Here is a 19,366-nt window from a genome sequence, read left to right as displayed (position 1 = left end):
CAGACCTTTGTTAAGATGGCAAAAGAAAATGCGAACTGACCAGCGGCCCCTGTGGGATTTCGGGGCTGTGATTGAAACTCACCCCTCGCTCATCTTGAAATAAGGAACTGCACCGTGAAGACCTACCATCGACTCACCTACCTGGCCCTGATCACCGGTCTCTGCTGGAACCTGGCCAGCACCCGTCCGGCAGACGCCGCGCCACCCAAGGCACAGAAAACCCAGATCAGCCGTGCCAGCCGTGAAATGGCCAGCGCCGCCAAACGCTTCCTCGCATCGCTGTCTGAAGAAGAACGCAAAGCCGCGACCTTCAAAATGGACAGCAAAGAACGCGACCAGTGGTACTTCATTCCCGACTTCGCCATCAAAGAAGATGGCGGCCGCACCGGTCTGCCGATGACGAAAATGTCACCACAGCAGAAGATCTTCGCTGTCACTCTCCCCGCAACAGCACTCTCGCACCGCGGCTATCTCGAGATGAATTCCATCCGCGCTCTGGAGCAGGTTCTGTTCGAACTGGAAGGGAAAGACTACCGGAATCCGGAACTCTACTACGTCTCCATCTTCGGTAATCCCGATCCCAAGGGAACCTGGGGCTGGCGGTTCGAAGGGCATCACCTCAGTGTGAATGTCACCATCGTCGACGGCGAAAAGTTTTCGGTCACCCCCTCCTTCTTCGGATCCAACCCCGCCACCGTCATGCAGGGCCCCCTCAAAGGCGTTGAAGTTCTCAAGGAAGAACAGCAATTGGCACTGAATCTGGTCAAATCCCTCAATCCGGATCAGCTGGCCATCGCCACGATTGATACCGCTGAAATGGACAAGAAACTGCTCGCCAAAAGCGTGATCAAGGAAGTCCTTACCACCGACGATCCGGTCGTCGACAAGGGCCTGGTGCCACACAAAGGCATTCAGTACGCCGACCTCGATCCGAAACAGCAGAAGATGCTGCTGCGTCTGGTCAACGCCTACCTGGGCCGGTTCCGTCCAGAACTGCTCAAGGGAACCCGCTATCTCGGGAACCTGCGGGACGGCGACCATCTCTACTTCGCCTGGAGTGGCGGTCAGGCCCGCGGCCAGTTCCACTACTACCGCATCCAGTCCAAAGTCTTCCTGATTGAATTCGCGAACACCCAGAACGATGCCAATCACGTGCATGCGGTTTTCCGCGAATTTGATGGCGATTTTGGTCGCGACCTGCTCAAAGAGCATTACTCGAAGCAGCATCAGAAATAATTCTGAGTTCAAACTGCCCCTCACCAGGACCGATCCGCGTACTGCGATCGGGCCTGTTTTGTTGAGGGGAAGTCATATGGACGGAATTTGATCTACGGGTTAATTTACCCCCATGGACCAGCGCCCCGCCCCTTCAACCAGCTCGAACGCAAACCAGCCTGCGACTCAGCAGAGAGGTTCGCTCCCCCGTCGCGTCCGGATCGGTCGCTGGATCAACGCGATTCTGCTCCTGCTGTTCCTGTTGCTGTTCCCGTTCATCATCGCCACTTATCATGACTGCGCGATCTGCGGCATGAAACAGACTCAATGGCGGGTCGTGGGCACAGGCTGGTTCCTTTCCGCGCGAAATCAGCCGACATCCTGCAGCGACTGGTACCGCACACACGTGGAACCCCAACATCAGCATGTCTGGGTCCGCAGGACCTCCGCGGGTGGTTACGATCTCTTTGGCTGGCAGGTCGGAACCTGGCAATCAGGCAGGCTGGCTTCAGGACAGTTCAGCTGGCTCCCCCTCGGACCGCACACACAAAAGCAAATCTATCAGAAATGCCCCCACCCGGCCCAGGCCCGAACACTGTTTCTCAAGCTCGCCCGCTTTGATAAACGCACCGGGACAACCATCAATCACCAGGACGAACTCTTCACCCGCCTCAACACCTGGATCGAATCCGACCTGCAAGGCCCCTGGCCATTCGAGGAAGCAGATCTGCGTCTCTCCCTGTCGCGCAGTCCATTCAGAAAATAATTCTGTCTCATATTCTCCCTGCGAAGTATTCATAGTATGCTGAATTCTATGCAGCATATGGGACGATCGAAGCGTGGAATGATTCAGTCCCTCCACACTTTGAATTTATATCAACAAGAAAACGCATAGATGAGCAAACCAAAAGCATTTAGTTTTCTGAAAGGGTACTCATTTACGTTTGACGATGAGGGCAGAAACATCGAGGCGTGGTTCAGTTCGTTATCCGGTTCAGAAAAGGTGTTCGTTGATGGAACCCTGGTATCGTCTACTAGAAATATCACCACGCGTTCTTCCAACAATTTCCAGATTGGAGAGGACAGTTATAACACCTCTTTGAAAATGGTCAGCATTTTCAAGGGGCCTGTTGTATGTACGTTAAGCAAAAACGGAAAGGAAATTAAGCGTCAAAAGCTTGTTTATCCGCCACATAAATACGACTTGAAAAAACCAGCATACTGGTTCGAATTGCTAATTTACCTGGCAGCCTTTTCCCTCATCTCAGTCGGAGTATTAGTGTTTGCTTTAAACTATTGGCAGCTTTCCGTGAAGTCATCCCTGAATTTATTGTTCTTCGTAGTTATGATCTCGTCACTCAGCTATCTTGCTTACTTCTTCTGGAAATGGGCTGCGGAGATTGAAATCGTGGATGAGGAAATCGGATAAACGTATTGCCAACCAGACAGGATAACAAATAAAGACTCCATACGAACTCTAACGAGACAGTTACATGTGGGACCTCAATCAACCAGCCTGGAATGATCCACTTACAGGCACAATGCTTTCAGATGCTGAAAGTCGCCTGAATGTGAGATTCCCTGCTGACTATGTTTCTGCTCTCAGAGAGAAGAACGGCGGTACAACACTCGGCGAATACATTCCAATACCGAAGCAGGAAATTCCCTCCCATCTCGCTCCCTATGTTGATCATGGGCATATTTCAATTACCGGCATTCACGGAATCGGAAACGGTCATGGAAGCGTATTGAAAACGGAATACATGACAGAAGAATGGAAATTACCCGGGGGCTTCGTGTTGCTCGATGGTGATGGTCATACCTGGATTGCATTCGACTATCGGAAAACAAAATCAGAACCAGCAATCGTCTTCCTAGAATCGGAATCGGGAGACACTTTATATGTTGCGGAAAACTTTTCACAGCTTTTCTCTAATCTTGTCACCCATGAATCACTCTTCGATGAAGATGGTGAATTTATCGGACTGCTGCCTGAGAATCAGTAGGCACAAACAACCACTCGCTGAGCGCAGGGATCTAGAACCTCTACTTGGATAATTCGATCCCCCCAACCGCCTCGTTAACCTCCCAACTCAACCCGAACCTTTTCCCGGTTCCGTTGTCTGCAGGATGTCTCCTGCACTGCCCCCTTAGGGGTAGCTCAACCACTTCCTGCTAAATCAAAACCGGCGCAATGAAGATGAATCGAACTGTTCGTGAACACCAGGCTGACGACCTGCAAGACCTGCTTGCTGCCTGGGAGAGTGCCACGCGTCTGGCGCACCCGTTTCTCACCGATAATTTTCTGGATCAGGAACGGCGGAATATCCCCGAGCTCTATTTGCCCAACGCTGAAACCTGGGTCATGGAACAGGACCAGCGCGTCATCGGCTTTATCGCTTTGCTCGGCAACGAAGTGGGCGCGATCTTCGTCGATCCCCCACACCAGGGCACCGGGGCCGGACGGGCGTTGATGGATCAGGCCCGGGAGTTACGGGGAAACCTGGAGGTGGAAGTGTTCGCAGCCAATGCAATCGGACGCCGCTTTTATGAACGATACGGCTTTCAGCCTCTCTCGGAATCCATCCACGAACCGACGGGAAAAACGCTGCTCAGACTACAATTCCAGACCGCGATCACCTAAGCTGACGCCAACACATCCTTTCGTCTGGAGCCCCCTTCATGCCTGACCACGAGCGTCTCAACTACGTCGAATTCCCTGCCCGGGATCTCCCTGCCACCAAAGCCTTCTTCGAAACTGTCTTCGGCTGGTCGTTCACCGACTATGGCCCGGAATACACGGCCTTCGCGGATGCAGGCCTGGAAGGCGGCTTTTTTCAGTCCGACCTCTGCTCCACCACTGATGCGGGCGGGGCCCTGCTCGTTTTCTTTAGTCAGAATCTGGAGGAGACGCTCAGCAAAGTGGAAGCAGCGGGCGGCAAGATCGTCAAACCGATCTTCTCCTTTCCCGGCGGCAGGCGTTTCCAGTTTCAGGAACCCTCAGGCAATGAACTGGCCGTCTGGTCGGATCAGTAACTCCTCTCTCACATCGCTGTCTGTATTCCCAAGGCAAATATCGATCCACTGAGACGACTTGCGTAATATTCACACGAACACTACCATGGAGCCGTCTTAATTTAAGTGTATCGGACACGGGACTGCTATTGTTCCAGTGTCTCAACTCCTCTCGCTTGATCTTTCTTCAGAATACGAACAGTAATGACAGAAGACGTAGAATCAGGCGCAATCCTGATGCTCGACTCCTACATTGTCGGCCCCTGGTACAAGATTTTCCTGATCACCGAAACGGAACTGCTGGCTGCCACCATGAAATCAAAATGGCAGCAGGAAGTCCTCGACCAGCTCAACCAGGGATACGATCCGTTTGAAGTTCTCCAGGGGCACTCCCCCCTGGAAAACCCGGTGAGACGGACTCCCCTGGCAGACATTCAGGCCCTGGAATGGTCCGAAGGCTTTTTCGGTCAAATTGTTTTTAAAGGCACCTCCAGCCTGAAGGTGCACTATTACGATACGATCAAACAGAAAAACAGGCGGTTCAACCTCCGATTCAATGCCGTCGACCGACGCAACGCATTCGCTCGCAAACTCAAATTTCATACGGGAGACTGGGACGAAATACAGGCCCCCTTACCTGCCTGGCGGTGTGGGATCCCCGCCTTGATATTCCTGTTCTTTTTTGGAGTGATCCTGAGCTTCCGGGCGGCATATCGCTTTCTTACCTACGGTCCCCGGCTTTCCGATGTGATGGAGGATCTAGGAGCCAATTTCTTGCCGGCACTCCAGTTCGCCTACGGTAACGAAATCTACCTGCTGGCTGTCATTCTGATTCTGTCACTGATCTGGTGGGCGATTACCTGCATCAAACGCCCCACACGCACTGTAGCCCGACCAGTCAATCCGGGGTTCTGACCACAAAATCTGGTTTATTAAGGGGAGGTTGACAATGTGTGCTATACTATGGTGAACAGCCCCTGCGATCCCACTTTCGCCCGGCTGAAACAGAACCCGCTCTTCACATCACTGGAAACGAAAGGCGACAAAATGAACTGGTACTTGACTGTCCTCAAAAAATACGCGGAATTTTCCGGCCGGGCCCGCAGAAAAGAGTACTGGATGTTCGCATTGATGAACTTCCTGATCTCGATCCTGATTTCTATTGTTGGCGCCGTGATCGGGGATACAGACGGGTTGATCGCAGTTTCCCTGTCCGGGGTCTATGCATTATTCATCTTCATCCCCAGCCTCGCGGTCACTGTCCGCCGCCTGCATGATACCAATAAAAGTGGCTGGTGGATTCTGATCTCTCTCGTCCCGTTGATCGGAGGCCTGGTCCTGCTGATCTTTATGGTCATCGACAGTGACCCCAACGAGAACGCCTACGGCCCCAATCCCAAACTGGCCCCCGAACCGCAGTAAAACCATACCACATTCCCCCGGCAGGTCGTCCGCAGAGTCTGCCTGCCGGGGAGGTCGGTAGAGCCTTGGAAAAAGACCTGTCCCAATTCGGAAAATTTTCCTGATTCCGGACTGGGCAAACCCAAATTTCGACGATATATATGCGCCAGCTTTTTACACATTCAAACAAAGAGGTGCTCTGTGAAATAAAGACCGTGTGACCGGGGGGCTGCGCAAAGCCACCAACCTGCGGACACACTCCCTGACCGTGTATTTGAGAATTTTCCTATGATACACCCCAAAACTGAGCTGAAATTCATCAGCAACGAAATCGGTTACGGCGTTGTCGCCACCGAATTCATCCCCGCCGGCTCTATCACCTGGGTCCTCGACAAGCTCGACCGCGAGTTCAGCTCGAACGAGTTTCAATCGATGGACGAGATCTACCAGAACATCCTGGATACCTACTCGTTCCGCAATAACAAGGGAAATCTGGTCCTCTGCTGGGACAACGGCCGCTACGTCAACCACAGCTTCAACTCCAACTGTCTCACCACCGCTTACGACTTCGAAATCGCCATCCGGGATATCCACCCCGGCGAACAGCTGACCGACGATTACGGCTACCTGAATATCCCCTCTCCCTTCCGGGGCATCGATGAAGGCACCCGCCGCAAAATCGTTTACCCCAACGACCTGATTAAATACTACAAGGTCTGGGACCGCAAACTGCTCAAAGTCTTTCACAACATTCCCAGCCTGGAACAGCCGCTGAAACAGCTGCTCTCAGACGAGATGTGGGATGAAATTGTGGAAATCTCCCGGGGAAACCAGGAGATGAAGTCGATTCTCACGAATTACTATAACGGCGAGGAAGATCGACAACCCGAACTGCAGGAAGTCTGAACCCCCAATTGATTTTCCCTGACCGCCCCCCATTTCTAATCCCGGTACCTGACACAGAAGGCGGCGTGCGTTAGGATGGTTATACCACTATTGTAAACCCCCTTACGTACGATTTGCCTCTCTGTTTCAGGAATACCGCCATGCGAGCCTCGTCCCTCACCTCCCTGGTTCTGCTGACAGCCCTCAGTCTGAGCACCGGGTGTGATAATCAGCCACCCCGCTCGGGTGAGATGGTCGAACGTGAAGGCGAGCCGGCAATTACCTACGTCAAATCAGATGATCCGAAAATGGTCGCTGCGATCGATAAGGCCCGCAGCAGCTTCAACCAGTTCCAGACCGCATTTGAGAAACAGCAGCCCGGTCAGGACTTCTTCTCAGTAAAGTTACTCGTGGAAGACGGCGAGCACCAGGAACATGTCTGGACGACTCCAGTCCGTATCGAAGCCGGCAATTATTACGGCACCCTGGATAACGAGCCTTATCAGATCAAAAAATATGTCGTGGGAGATGAGATCAACATTCCCGTGGATCAGATTTCAGACTGGATGTACGTGGATGACGGTAAACTGGTCGGCGGATACACCTTGCGTGTCGTCCGCGACAGTTTGACCGAAGAACAGCGAAAAGAGTTCGATACGACCATTCCCTTCAAAATTGAATAACCCCCGTACGGAACCGGTGTCCGTCGACTGACTTTGCCCCTGTGCCCCGCCCGCAGAAAGCAGAGATGAGCGAGTTTCCTTATATCCGTTGCCTGGGTTGTGAAGAGGCCATCTTCGATCCCACCCGCGCTGTCTGCCCCGGCTGCGGTCGCTGTCCGATATGTGGACTCAGACGCGTAAAACCGGAGATCAAAGACTGCCCGGAGTGCGAGCTCCCCTATTGCAACTGTTGTGGTCGCTGCCCCAAATGTGCCGGACTTCGCTACGCAGAAATCGACACTCCCTGCGAATGCGGACACCCCCATAATGCCGAAAAGCTGGCAGACCTGATCCGCTACGAGTCAGTTGTCGGAGCCGAGTCCCGCCCCTTCGACTGGGGCTGCACCATGGTCATTCTCGCCCTGGTCACGGTTATCCTGCTGATTCTGGCAGCCCTGCGGTAAATCAGGCCTGGAAAATGAACTTATAGAATCTGTACCTCAACTCACTTTATCCTGTTCAACCGAAATTCAGGAAGATGCGAAAACGACTCCGTAAAAAGAAACATCGGGGGGAATTCAAGGAGTGGTGCGTCACGGTGGAAGTCCGCCTCGATCCGGGAGTCGATTATCAAGCATTTCTTGATGACTGGATTGAAAGAGCCATAGAAGGCAATCAGTGCCAGTTTGGTGGGGGCGGCAAGTCTCCGCTCCTGGAAGGTATCATTCAGCTTGGTATGGCAAGTCACGGTCTGCAAGAACGCCTGACTGAAATACGCGACTGGCTGGAGCAGCACCCCGCTGTGCAGGATTATCAGTTCGGTCCTCTGGTCGACTGCTGGTATGATTCTGGCGACGCAAACTGAATTCGATTTTTTTTGAATTACCACTTGACAAAGAACAGACAGGTCTGTATATTTCAATTATGAATAAGACACCCAGAGCATCCAGTGCCCGCAAACGCATCGTCGAAACAGCCGAAAGACTGTTTTATGCAGAGGGCATCCGCGCCGTCGGCATCGACCGGGTGATCGCGGAAGCAGGTGTCGCCAAGATGACGCTCTACAATCATTTTGCCTCCAAGGACGACCTCGTCCTGGCGGTACTGAAATATCGGGAGGAACAATTTGACCTGTATATCAAACAACGGATGATGGAACATCAGTCAGCCGGCTTGAAACCGCTACGTGCCTTCTTCGCTGCCTTGAAAGACTGGTTCGAATGTCCGGATTACCGTGGGTGTGCTTTCATCAACGCCACCTCGGAACTGGCTGACTCGAACCCGGTAGCAACCGAATTCTGTGCCGAGCATAAACGTCGTTTCAAACAGCAACTGACTGACATCGTTATCGAATCCGAAGGGGACCAGGCCGCGGCGGTCGCACCCGCGATTTCCGTCCTCGTCGAAGGGGCCATCGTCACCTCAGTCAGCGAAGGGAATTCCGAGGCAGCTGAAATCGCCGAAGCGGCTGCCTTTCAACTGATTGCCGGCGTACTCTCACAGTAAGCTTCACTTTTTATTTTGCCAACACATATACAGACCTGTCTGTTTATATCCATTTACGTTTCACTGTTACTTTCACTTTAAAAGGAGAACGATCATGCCACGTTTAACCGCCCTCACCAACGCAGCCGCTACCGACAAAGCCCGCACCCTGCTGGATGCTGTTCAACAGAAACTGGGGATGACTCCCAATCTGATGAGAACCATGGCTCACTCCCCTGCAGTCCTCGAGTCTTATCTGCAGTTCAGCGGACTGCTGAAACAGGGAGCCCTGACAGATCAGCATCGGGAGCAGGTCTCATTGACCGTCGCGGAAGCGAATGAGTGTGACTACTGCCTGGCCGCCCATAGCACCCTGGGGAAGATGGCAGGACTGAGTCCGGAACAGATCCGGGACAGCCGCGCAGGGGTCGACAGCGATCCGCAGTCGGCTGCCCTGCTCAAGTTCTCCCGGACAATCGTCCACAAACGGGGTCAGGTTTCTGACCAGGATCTGCAGGAAGTACGTGACGCCGGTTTCAGCGACGAACAGGTCGCCGAAATCGCCGCCAATGTAGCCCTCAACATCTTTACGAACTACTTCAATAACATCGCCCAGACCGAAGTCGATTTCCCGGAAGTCGAACCGCTCTGTGCGGGCAACGCCTGCAGTCACTGACAGTCTGCAGTCATTTTCCGGAAGGGGATTCGCTCTCGAGCGCATTCCCCTTCCCTCTTTTCATCTCTGTTCAGCAGACAGGAATGTCATGCACTCGGTTCCCAGCGATATCGCCTTTACTGAATCAGTCAAAGCATTACAGTCCCGTAACGGTTCCCGCTCCCAGTATGCCCGTATGGAACAGGGACCAGGCTGGCAGACGAAAGTAACCGACGATCTGCAGGACTTTCTGTCGCACCTCGATATGTTTTACCTGGGTACAGCCAGCCACACCGGACAGCCTTACATTCAGTATCGGGGCGGTAATCCCGGCTTTCTCAAAGTCCTCGATGAGTCCACACTCGGCTTTGCCGACTTCGCGGGCAACCAACAGTTCATTACCCTGGGGAATCTCACAGAGAACCCGCAGGCCTTTCTGTTCCTGATCGATTACGTCCATCGTCGCCGCGTCAAAATCTGGGGCACGGCGCGCGTCGTAGAAGATGACGCCGCACTGCTGACGCGTCTACACGACTCCACGTACCCGGGACGGGTCGAACGGGCCATCCTGTTTACGATCTCAGCCTGGGACGTCAACTGCCCGCAGCACATCCACCCGCGTCTGCCCCAGCAGGAGATCCTGCCACTGCTCGAACAGCTGCGCGAAGAAAACCGTCAGCTCAAAACAGAACTGGCCCGGCTCCAGTCGCTACCGGAATCAGGCCAGTAAGAAAATCAGACGTCTGTTTCAGCAAACGGTGATATCAGCATCAGAAGCTGTTATCACTGGCGTTACCAGAGCCGGTGTTCGTTCCCGTACCGCTCTGGGGAGTCCCCGATTGCACATCGTAACCCTGCAGGGCATTGTCGATGGCAGAGTTATTCGAGAAGGTTGCGGTGTTAGCACCGGAGAAACTCCAGATCGAGAAACCAGCCCCGCCGTTATTCTGGGCAGTGTTGCCGTCCAGTGTGCCACCGAAGATGGGATGAACAAAGTCAAACCCATTGCCTGTATTACCGATCGAGGTGTTATTGCTGAACGTTCCACTCACGAACGGATCGTCGAAGTCAAAGCCGTCTTCCTGGTTCCCCTGTGCCAGGTTATTGATAATCGTTCCGCCATTCACATCTTCAAAGTCGAAACCATCATCCAGGTTGTTGAGAGCAGAGTTACCGCTGATCAGGGTCCCTGCACCAACGGTATCGGCAAACTTGATCCCGTTGACACCGTTCTGGCTGGCACTGTTATCTGTGAAGCTGGTGTTCGTCACAGATTCGGTAAACCAGAAACCATTTAAATTATTCTCGTTGGCAACGTTCCCGGTGAAGGTAGCACCATCCACATTTTCATCAAAGTAGAAACCGGCGTCATTCAGATTCGCGATGTTATTGGTGAATGTTCCGCCGTTGATTTTTCCGTAGAACGCGAAGCCAGCATAATCATTGCCAATCGCCTGATTACCACTGATGGTCCCGCCATCCACACCGAAGAAATTAAAACCAAAGTTATAGTTTTCCCGAGCGATGTTATTTGAGATTTCACCACCGGTCACATCGTCATCGAAGTAGAACCCGTCTTCACCGTTATACTGCGCGGTATTCCCCGTGAGTGTTCCCCCTTCGAAGTTATCGAAATCGAAACCATCGGTCACGTTCAGCTCAGCCAGGTTGTTGCTGATCGCCCCCCCGCTGACCCGGCTGAAGTAATATCCATATTCGTTCGCCCGCGATGTGTTACCCGATACGAGGCCACCGGTCATATGTTCGATTTCCAGACCATCGTTGCCGGTCACGACTCCGTTGGCAGTAAATGTGTTATTGGTGATGGTACCATTCGTATCGCCATCCAGGTGCACACCGTCTTCAAACGCACCATTGATGCTGTTGCCGGTAATCGTGAAGCCGCTCAGGTTATTCCCGTAAATCCCGTTGCGACCGCCGGTCAATGTCAGTCCCACCATTGTCGAGTTGTCCGCCATGGTGAAGATATCATTAATCGTATTCACCCCTCTGACAGTTGGCTGCACGCCATACTGAAAGCTGGTGACGGCTCCCGAGCTACAACCTACCACATTCACACTGGTACCGCCGGCCAGTGCCAGCTGTCCATCGTTGAAGACAAAACCGGTCGCGGTATCAATCGTGCCGGCACTCCCGTCAAACAGAATAACGCTGTCCGCCCCAGCTGCATTGAATACCGCCTCGGCGTTCGCGGTGTTGGCGTCGATGACGGTGATATTCTCCAGCGACTGACCGTTTAGCTGCAGCTTCGCACATTCCTCTGGTGCCTGTCCCTGATTCAACACGATGTCGATATCACGCTGAATCGGATTAACCATCCGACGCTGGAAGCGGGTCAGCTTCTGACTGTCTCCATTGCCGGGCAGCGGAATTCGCACGGTCAACAGTCCTTCCCCCTGCGAACCTCTGACATCGTCATGCTGATATTGTCCCGCCAGTACCACACGCGAACCATTCCCCAGAAAGGGCAGATCGAACATCCGGAATTCCACGCGGGCTCGGGGACCGGTCATTTTTTCGAAGTTGGGGGCATTATTATCAAAGTAATATCCGCCTACGTAACCCCGCAGTTCTGCATCAATCGGCATCTGATCGAAGGTCTTCAGCAGCCGCCCGATTTCCAGGTCGGTTCCCCAGTAAGCCCGTTCTTCACCAGCCCGCACGACCACGTTATTGCCGCTCAGATAAGCCGTCGACAGACCATCCACGCGTTGCTGTTTCTGATTGGGGATATAGCCGTTTACCCGGAAATCCCATTCGATGCTCATCAGCTCGAAGCCGAAACTTCCCTGGCGAAAGATATTATTGTACTGGCTGCGGCGGACATCGTAGAAGCCGTACATGCCCGCGATCCACTGATCGTTGACCATCTTGCGGTAGGCCAGGCCGAAATTCCCCTCAGCAGAGGAATCGTTGAAGATATTTCCCCGCAGATCCGCGAAGAACAGACTTTCGTCGTCTTGCGCCAGTGGAATAAACAGCAGCCCCTGTCCGACATCACGGTAGCCGCCGGCTGCCCCTGAGAAATCAAAATAGGCGCGATACAGATAATCATCTTCCTGGAGCCATTCCGGATCCTGACCATGTGCGTACGCAGGCGCAAACAGACCTGGCGCAGTCAAGAGCAGCAGGGCTAGAAGTCGAGAGGAAACTCTAGCGTTCATTATTATCCTGTCAGTGGGATTGTTCCGAGAGTGATCAATTCCAGTCTGTAACGATTAAAATGGTGGCTCAGGTTCTTCTTCGACTACCGCGGGATTTCACTCGCTGAAGAAATCTCCAATTCTGAATAAGTGTTCTCCGACTCCTCTTGCCAGAACCGGTCAGGTAAAATATACCGGTTATAGGGTCGAGGAAATTAAGCAGGCGGGTCGTATTCTCAATCCATTATCAAGCGAGGCTTCAATGTCGTTTCCCGCATTACCCCAGATCGAAATCGAACAGAAACTCCTGGCCGTCGTCTCCGAGACATTGGACATTCCTCTGAAAAAGCTCTCGCTGGATGATCGCATCATTGAAGATCTGCGTGCCGACAGTCTGGACCTGACGGAACTGATGATGAGCCTGGAAGACGCGTTTCAGATCACGATTCCCGATGATCCCAGCGATCCCATCCATAAAGAGATCTTCACCCGCCAGCCGTTTCGACTCTGTGACCTGGTGGAACTGGTAACCCTGCAGATGGGAACGCGTGCTGTACCTCGTGCCAAATGGTTTCGTCAACCAGCCAATCAACCCGGGAAGGGACAGCGCGTTCCTTTCACTCAACTGGATGGCATCGGCAAACGGTCTGCACTGACGGAACCAGACTTGTTCGCCCCTATGGATTCCACGCGTCCCTGTACCATGTGGCGCAGACGCACCGATGGCATGCGCTGCATCCACATTCCAGCCGATACCGTATTACTGGGCAGCGACACTCCCACAGCCAACCCCGATGAGCGCCCCCTGCATGAGGTGGAACTCGATTCCTTTCTGATCGACGCTGAACCGGTCTCAACCACCGCCTACTGTCGCTTTCTGAATTCCATCGGCCAGCTCCCCGAATCGTTCCTGACCGACTGGTTTGTCCTCGATCCGGAAGATGACCGAGACGAACATATGTTTATTCAGCATACGCCCGCCTACGGCTGGCAGCCACTGCTCGGCACCGAAAACTGGCCTATGATTCTGGTCTCCTGGTATGGCGCGAACGCCTATTCGCTCTGGTCCAACAATCGACTCTGGAGCAACTACCGCGACGAAGCCGGCGATCCCGAGGGAAGCTTTCTCCCCACCGAAGCCCAATGGGAATACGCGGCCCGCGGTGCCACTCCGCGTGTCTATCCCTGGGGTGATGCAGGCCCCACCCCGGAAAAACTGCGAGCCGGCCTGCATCGCCAGAAATTGGATTACACAGCCCAGACACTCCCCCTGGCCGCTGTCAACGAAGAGTTGGGTATGTCCCCTTTCGGCCTGCATCACATGGCGGGCAACGTCTGGCAATGGTGCCGCGACTGGTACGACGAATCCTTCTACCAGCACCCCGAGGCGACAGAGCCGAATGCCTGGAATCACCATCCCACACGCGTCCGCAGCGAACGGGGCGGCAGCTGGGTCGGCCCGAACATTCTCTGCCGCAGTTCCTATCGCCGCGGCCGCCCCCCCATCGCCCGCGGCCGCTGCCTCGGCTTCCGTTGCGTCAGCTCGGTGCAAGACCTGCCTGTAACGCATCCCTGATCACACAGGGTTCCTGCAAGCATTGATCAGACATTAACATAGCGCGAAAACTTGAGCCCCGCTGTCTCTGCCCAGCGACGCAGGACATTGCGTTCTCTCCGATTAGGCAATCGATTCGCCTTGCCACGCACTTCACTGATCAGGTTGTTCTCTTTACGGACCTCAATGGTAATCGCCTTTTTGAAGCCCTGTTGAAGCTCAATCTGCATCGACCAGATCGAACTTTCGCCGCCGGTACAATTTTCAATATAACTCGCGACACAATGCTTCATCTGGTTCCCTTCTGTAACCAGATCATCGCTGGTTAATATCTCGCGGATCATCCAGCGATTATCATCTTCAAAATCAAACTCACGAATTCCGCTCGCAACCCAGGTACATTCGGGAATTTTACTTTTTTGTTCCTGTTCACGGTGCCAGTCGGCAACATCCCGCAATAAAGAACGCGGAGTCCGTCCCTTAATGGAATAATCAGGTGCAGGAGCATCAACTTCATCATACACACCATAATCACCAGGTATTGTGAAGACTCCAAAACGCTGATACCGTAAGAATTCAACGATAGACTGAATCTGTCGGCGATCCAGACTTGCATGATGAATCAGCCATTGAATGACCGTGGTCCAAAACTGGTCATTTGATAATTCTTCGGGAAAAGGGGACTGCATGATTGCCCGGCCCAGACCAGGATCTCCGCCCATCCCCAGAACCTGTCCCCAGCGCAGCGCCTGTAAGATCGTAAGATCCTGTGGCGCCTGCATAAAATAGTGCGCCATTTTTTTCGAATAGGAAACCGGCAAACGGCAGTTTCGGATATTCTGTCCTTGTCCGACTTCGAGATACCACTCCCTCCAGTCCTCACACTCCGGAGTGTAATTTACCAGCCAGACGGAATCGAAAAAACGAGGCATCTGGTATTTGACGAACAGGTGTCTCAAAAGCGACGAAAACTGTCGCCGGGCGCTTGTACCTCTGGGTTTCCAGGTTTCAATCGGTCGAATCCAGTAACTCGCTTTGGACGCAATGAAAACCAGTGCGTCAATGTATCGCACTCCCCAAGGATACCTCTGTTGTGTGACTGCAACAGTATCCATTAAAAACTTTGTTTTACAGCAATACAGATGCGAGATCAGCCTCATAAATGAATCGCGTGTCATTTCGCTATGGTTGATGCAGGGACTTTCCTGATCATGCAGTTGCCAGATCATTCTCAATACAGGATCAGTAATGGATTTTTTACTGACCTCCTTAGAACAAACAGTATCCAGCTTATCAACAATCGACCGCTGTTCCTGTTTCCTCTGTCTGAGACAGTTAACTGCCATCTGGCGACGGAAATAAAGCAGTTCCTCGCGCCGCTGAAACCGCCTCTTTCGGAGACTGGTGCGAAATCCATTTTCGACGCACCACTGGCGATACTCCCGAGCGTCTTCAGGCCGAGACATTGAAGATGCGCGAGCAGTTCAGGATCTGCTGCCTGTTTTGTAGACGTTTCTTTTCTGTGAGACATGACTGACTGTCGTTTCTGTAATAAATGAAATCAATTGTTTGAACCTTTGTCTGTGTTTCAGAGTCGATCTGTATAACATCGTTTTCCTCCTTTCGAAATAAGAATTGGGGTGAACTTTGATCTACGACACACTACCCGATGGCAGGGTTCACAATTGAGAGGAACAACAATGCAGGCCATCATCTTTACAGGCATTCCGGGCGCCGGAAAAACTTCGTTTTATCGACAAATGTTTTTCGCAACCCACGTGCGCATCAGCCTGGACCTCTTGAAAACGCGGGCTCGGGAAACACGTTTCCTGGAAACCTGCCTGCAGACCGGCCAGCAATTCGTGGTCGACAATACGAGTCCGAGCCGCGAAGAACGTGCCAAATACATACAGCTGGCCCGCCAGGCCGGCTTTAGCATCACCGGTTATTATTTTGCCTCCCGCGTAGATCCCTGCCTGCAGCGGAATGCAGAACGCGAGCCCCCCGCTCGGGTTCCCGACGCCGCAATCCTGTCTGCAGCCCGACGCTTGCAGCGTCCGTCGCTGCAGGAAGGCTTCGATCAACTGTTTTATGTCAGTCTGGAACAGGGAGAATTCCTGGTTGAGGAGTGGAACGATGAACTTTGATGAACTGGATCAGAAGATGCGGATCTATGAATCCGCTGCGGACACCTGCGTTCTGCCCGACATGTATATGGTCGCCCGGCTGGATGGCCGTGGATTTACCCGGCTCACAAAAGAAGTCTGCGCATTCGAACGCCCCTTCGATGTGCAATTCCGGGACATGATGGTCCGAACCACTAAAGCCTTATTGAGCTGCGGTTTCCGCATTGTTTATGCCTTTACCGAAAGCGACGAAATCTCGCTGCTCTTTGACCGTGAAGAGCATTTGTTCGGGCGAAAGCTCCGCAAACTGAACTCCCTCCTGGCCGGGGAAGCCAGCGCGCAGTTCTCACTGCAACTGGGACAGGTCGCCACGTTTGACTGCCGGATTTCACAACTGCCCAACCAGGAACGGGTGATTGACTATTTCCGCTGGCGCAGTGCCGATGCGGCTCGCAATGCCTTGAACGCACACTGTTACTGGTGCCTCCGCAAAGAGGGACGCGACGCCCGACAGGCCACGCAACAGCTCTCCGGCCTGACCTTCGGTCAGAAAAACGAACTCCTGTTCCAGCGGGGCATCAACTTCAACGATCTGCCCGCCTGGCAGAAACAGGGAATCGCGGTCTACTGGGAAGAGTTTGACAAACCGGCCGTCAATCCCCTCACCGGGGAAGCGGTTGTTGCGCTGCGCCGCCGGCTCATCGTCAACGATCAGCTTCCCCGTAAAAGAGAGTACACTGAGTTTCTGACGCAACTGCTCGACGCTTCCTGATACACGCTCCCGGAACAACTGCAGCCGGGAGCGTGTTTATGCTGCCTTACACGGTCTCGTTGAATGTCAAATGCTCCTGGTGTGCCCAGCTGTTTAAAACCTTTCGAACCGTCGAACTCGGCTTACTGTTGTTTTTACCTCGTGCCTCAAAGATCTCCTTCTTCCCTGGCAGAACTTCAATCGTCAACTGACGCCGTCGTCGCTGACCGGCTTTGACCTTCATCGACCAGATCGTCGTTTGCCGGCGGACACATTCATTCAGATACGTCTCCACGCAGTGCTTCATGATCTTGCTTTCAATCTGCAGTTGGCGCGGCGTGAGAACTTCCTCGATACTCCAGATCTGCCCTTCGAGTTCGCACTGGAATTCGCCAATCTCACTCCTCTGCCAGGGGAAATCAAGCGGGTCGACTTCCGGCGGAGGCATCACCCCTTTTTCGATCAGATCCGCTTTCCAGTGAACCATGTGCCGTCGGAGCGACATCAGCGAACGCCCCTTCAGAGAGAAATCGGGTTGCAGCGGATAGGGACCGGTCCCTTTCCACCAGACCTTTTCTGCAGGTTCAAACCGTTGCTGGTTCACAAAATGGACAATCTCGACGATCTCATCCACGGAAATCGGTTGGTTCTGGATCAGAAATCGAAATACCGAATCCCAGAAACGCTGATCTTGCAAGGGATAACAGAGTGGGGTCCGTGAAATCAGAATCCGCGCCAGCCGCTCATCACCCCCCAGTGCGCGAACGCGTGCCCAGTTCAGTGCTGCAAAGGGTGACAGATCATCGGGAGACTGCATGTAAAATGCTCCCATTTTCTTAGTCATGCTTTGAAACAATGGATTGGGAAACTGCCGCACACTCCGGCCTTGTGCCAGATGCAGATAGAGATCCAGTTCCCACGCTGCCTCGTTTTCATCCCACCAGGCGGCGGTCAGAAATTCGGGAACGGGATACTGATCGAACAGATGATGCACCAGAGACCGCAGTTGAACCAGGGGGCTGCCCGCGGGTACTCCCCAATCTTCCGGATGACGGTTCCAGGCAAAGCTACGCCGCGCCATTCTCTTACAGGCTGCGATCACCGCCTGCGCGTTTACGGGAGCCAGAAAACCACCATGCTGCTCAGCGGACAACAGTCTGGTCTGTGAACGAATCACACGAATCAATCGCCAGTATTTTTTCCGATGCGCTGTTCGCATGGCAGCCGACTGCGCAATCAGCGCATCCACGCAACGTGCGGCGTGGTGTTTTCGGTTTTTAGAATTCATGGTTACCGTACTGAGAAAAAGGAATAATCAGACCAGCGATGCGCATACATCGCCCCCCCAAGTCATACCCCTGGCGCAGAACGCCGTTGATATGCTCGCTAGAGATTTGTCAGATCAAACCAGTACGAATTCGCATGAATATCACCTCGTGGTGCAGAGTACCCGACAGGCACTAAAGAGAACCAGACTCCGGCTCTCGTGTCATTATTGGGGAGTCCCTTTACAACAGGCCTCCGTTTTCTCATCGACATTGACACAGCATCCGAACAACGGTTCGGCTTTTTCATGAAATCAGACAGGTGAATCACACACAGCCAATTCTGTTGATTCTCGATATCGACGAGACGTTACTGCATGCCACGGTCCAGACTTTGGCACACAGTCCGGACTGCCGCATTGGCCCGTATGTGGTCTATCTGCGTCCTTACTTCACTGAATTCCTCGAACAGACCTCTCAGCTGTTCAAGCTCGCACTCTGGTCCTCGTCCAGTCCCGATTATGTCCAGGCGATCGTCAGTCAGATTATCCCTGCTTCCGTCTCACTCGAATTTGCCTGGAGCCGGGACCGCTGCATTACCCGCTTCGATCCGGAATGGCAGTCTTACTATTACGTCAAGGATTTGCGGAAAGTGAAACGCTGCGGCTACGATCTGAACCGCACACTGATCGTGGATGACACCCCCCGCAAACTGGAACGCAACTATGGAAATGCGATCTACGTCACTCCCTGGTTCGGTGATGACAGACACGATAATGAGTTGCAGCGGTTGGCAGCCTATCTGCCAAAGTTATGCGGTGAGCCAAATCTGCGTCGCATTGAAAAACGGTACTGGAAGAATTCCGGTCAGTTCTGATATTCAGCGAACCTCACTGAAGCCGCCGTGTCTCCCTTCTCAAACCACTCTGTTCTCTGACCTAATCGGAGGTGTGCTATGAACTATTCCGAATTTGACGACCGGCCATTTTTTTGAAACGATGAGCAAACGCCGCACAGGCTTCCCGTCTGAAACACAAGTCAAACGGGGCGTCCGCATCGTGCATGGCGTTAAGCTGCTCGAAGAAAAACTCGGCCGCAACGATTTATGCCCCTGCGGCTCAGGCCAGCGCTTCAAAAAGTGCTGCCTCACGCGGGGCTGCTTTTGACGGCGTGAACCGCAATCACTT

Annotated in this window: 23 protein-coding genes; 20 read left to right on the top strand and 3 right to left on the bottom strand. The window is 53.2% G+C overall.

The genetic code is table 11. The features are described 5' to 3' along the window. Positions 1-114 precede the first annotated feature (114 nt). The 15 genes from F1728_RS23920 (at position 115) to F1728_RS23850 (ending at position 10,048) form a co-directional block, all read left to right on the top strand. Positions 115-1,236 (top strand): DUF3500 domain-containing protein, encoded by a 1,122-nt coding sequence (locus tag F1728_RS23920; RefSeq protein ID WP_155366174.1) that lies wholly within the window; start codon positions 115-117, stop codon positions 1,234-1,236. 112 nt (positions 1,237-1,348) lie between these two features. Further along, the gene (locus F1728_RS23915) at positions 1,349-1,981 is read left to right on the top strand and encodes a hypothetical protein (protein ID WP_155366173.1); all 633 of its coding nucleotides are present in this window, start codon (positions 1,349-1,351) and stop codon (positions 1,979-1,981) included. Positions 1,982-2,110: 129 nt separating this feature from the next. Further along, positions 2,111-2,644 carry a hypothetical protein gene (locus tag F1728_RS23910; protein WP_155366172.1) on the top strand — a complete coding sequence of 178 codons (534 nt, stop codon included), beginning with the start codon at positions 2,111-2,113 and terminating at the stop codon, positions 2,642-2,644. A 64-nt stretch (positions 2,645-2,708) separates the two neighbouring features. After that, complete coding sequence (locus F1728_RS23905; protein WP_155366171.1) at positions 2,709-3,221, top strand: SMI1/KNR4 family protein; 513 nt, start codon at positions 2,709-2,711, stop codon at positions 3,219-3,221. Positions 3,222-3,415: 194 nt separating this feature from the next. Beyond that, positions 3,416-3,859, top strand: a complete 444-nt coding sequence (locus tag F1728_RS23900) for a GNAT family N-acetyltransferase (protein ID WP_155366170.1) — start codon at positions 3,416-3,418, stop codon at positions 3,857-3,859. Positions 3,860-3,897: 38 nt separating this feature from the next. Beyond that, entirely contained in the window at positions 3,898-4,251 is a 354-nt protein-coding gene (locus tag F1728_RS23895) for a VOC family protein (protein ID WP_145441869.1), read from the top strand. Positions 4,252-4,434: 183 nt separating this feature from the next. Continuing rightward, entirely contained in the window at positions 4,435-5,145 is a 711-nt protein-coding gene (locus F1728_RS23890) for a hypothetical protein (protein WP_155366169.1), read from the top strand. A gap of 132 nt (positions 5,146-5,277) precedes the next feature. Further along, entirely contained in the window at positions 5,278-5,652 is a 375-nt protein-coding gene (locus F1728_RS23885) for a DUF805 domain-containing protein (RefSeq protein ID WP_155367478.1), read from the top strand. 267 nt (positions 5,653-5,919) lie between these two features. After that, on the top strand, positions 5,920-6,537 hold the full coding sequence (locus F1728_RS23880) for an SET domain-containing protein (protein ID WP_155366168.1): 618 nt from the start codon (positions 5,920-5,922) through the stop codon (positions 6,535-6,537). A gap of 140 nt (positions 6,538-6,677) precedes the next feature. Then, a complete protein-coding gene (locus F1728_RS23875; RefSeq protein WP_155366167.1) occupies positions 6,678-7,199 on the top strand; it encodes a YegJ family protein in 522 nt (173 codons plus the stop codon). 65 nt (positions 7,200-7,264) lie between these two features. Then, a complete protein-coding gene (locus F1728_RS23870; RefSeq protein WP_155366166.1) occupies positions 7,265-7,642 on the top strand; it encodes a hypothetical protein in 378 nt (125 codons plus the stop codon). A gap of 74 nt (positions 7,643-7,716) precedes the next feature. Further along, complete coding sequence (locus F1728_RS23865; RefSeq protein ID WP_155366165.1) at positions 7,717-8,043, top strand: 50S ribosome-binding protein YggL; 327 nt, start codon at positions 7,717-7,719, stop codon at positions 8,041-8,043. 59 nt (positions 8,044-8,102) lie between these two features. Next, a complete protein-coding gene (locus tag F1728_RS23860; protein ID WP_155366164.1) occupies positions 8,103-8,684 on the top strand; it encodes a TetR/AcrR family transcriptional regulator in 582 nt (193 codons plus the stop codon). 94 nt (positions 8,685-8,778) lie between these two features. Next, positions 8,779-9,339, top strand: coding sequence for a carboxymuconolactone decarboxylase family protein (locus F1728_RS23855; protein ID WP_145441883.1), 561 nt, complete (start codon positions 8,779-8,781; stop codon positions 9,337-9,339). Positions 9,340-9,427: 88 nt separating this feature from the next. Further along, complete coding sequence (locus F1728_RS23850) at positions 9,428-10,048, top strand: pyridoxamine 5'-phosphate oxidase family protein (protein WP_155366163.1); 621 nt, start codon at positions 9,428-9,430, stop codon at positions 10,046-10,048. 40 nt (positions 10,049-10,088) lie between these two features. On the opposite strand, the gene F1728_RS23845 is transcribed toward F1728_RS23850, so the two are convergent. Further along, positions 10,089-12,503 carry a right-handed parallel beta-helix repeat-containing protein gene (locus F1728_RS23845; protein WP_155366162.1) on the bottom strand — a complete coding sequence of 805 codons (2,415 nt, stop codon included), beginning with the start codon at positions 12,501-12,503 and terminating at the stop codon, positions 10,089-10,091. Positions 12,504-12,744: 241 nt separating this feature from the next. Here F1728_RS23845 and F1728_RS23840 point away from each other — a divergent pair, with 241 nt between their 5' ends. Continuing rightward, positions 12,745-14,058 (top strand): SUMF1/EgtB/PvdO family nonheme iron enzyme, encoded by a 1,314-nt coding sequence (locus F1728_RS23840; RefSeq protein ID WP_155366161.1) that lies wholly within the window; start codon positions 12,745-12,747, stop codon positions 14,056-14,058. Between the two features lie 26 nt (positions 14,059-14,084). Here F1728_RS23840 and F1728_RS23835 read toward each other — a convergent pair whose 3' ends face one another. Then, positions 14,085-15,110 carry a PcfJ domain-containing protein gene (locus tag F1728_RS23835; protein WP_194242490.1) on the bottom strand — a complete coding sequence of 342 codons (1,026 nt, stop codon included), beginning with the start codon at positions 15,108-15,110 and terminating at the stop codon, positions 14,085-14,087. A 627-nt stretch (positions 15,111-15,737) separates the two neighbouring features. Between F1728_RS23835 and F1728_RS23830 the strand changes: the two genes are divergently transcribed. Then, entirely contained in the window at positions 15,738-16,184 is a 447-nt protein-coding gene (locus F1728_RS23830) for an AAA family ATPase (RefSeq protein ID WP_155366159.1), read from the top strand. Continuing rightward, complete coding sequence (locus F1728_RS23825; protein ID WP_155366158.1) at positions 16,174-16,935, top strand: tRNA(His) guanylyltransferase Thg1 family protein; 762 nt, start codon at positions 16,174-16,176, stop codon at positions 16,933-16,935. Before F1728_RS23830 ends, F1728_RS23825 begins: the two co-directional genes overlap by 11 nt. A gap of 46 nt (positions 16,936-16,981) precedes the next feature. On the opposite strand, the gene F1728_RS23820 is transcribed toward F1728_RS23825, so the two are convergent. Then, complete coding sequence (locus F1728_RS23820; protein WP_155366157.1) at positions 16,982-18,202, bottom strand: PcfJ domain-containing protein; 1,221 nt, start codon at positions 18,200-18,202, stop codon at positions 16,982-16,984. A gap of 299 nt (positions 18,203-18,501) precedes the next feature. Between F1728_RS23820 and F1728_RS23815 the strand changes: the two genes are divergently transcribed. Together F1728_RS23815 and F1728_RS23810 are read left to right on the top strand one after the other, a co-directional pair. Then, positions 18,502-19,056, top strand: coding sequence for an HAD family hydrolase (locus tag F1728_RS23815; RefSeq protein WP_228030322.1), 555 nt, complete (start codon positions 18,502-18,504; stop codon positions 19,054-19,056). A gap of 121 nt (positions 19,057-19,177) precedes the next feature. Next, positions 19,178-19,345 (top strand): SEC-C metal-binding domain-containing protein, encoded by a 168-nt coding sequence (locus F1728_RS23810; RefSeq protein WP_145042354.1) that lies wholly within the window; start codon positions 19,178-19,180, stop codon positions 19,343-19,345. The last annotated feature ends 21 nt before the right edge of the window (positions 19,346-19,366 follow it).

Source organism: Gimesia benthica, from assembly GCF_009720525.1.
GTDB lineage: Bacteria > Planctomycetota > Planctomycetia > Planctomycetales > Planctomycetaceae > Gimesia > Gimesia benthica.
Note: the sequence above shows the minus strand (reverse complement) of the source record. Positions and strands in the feature narration are given on the sequence as shown.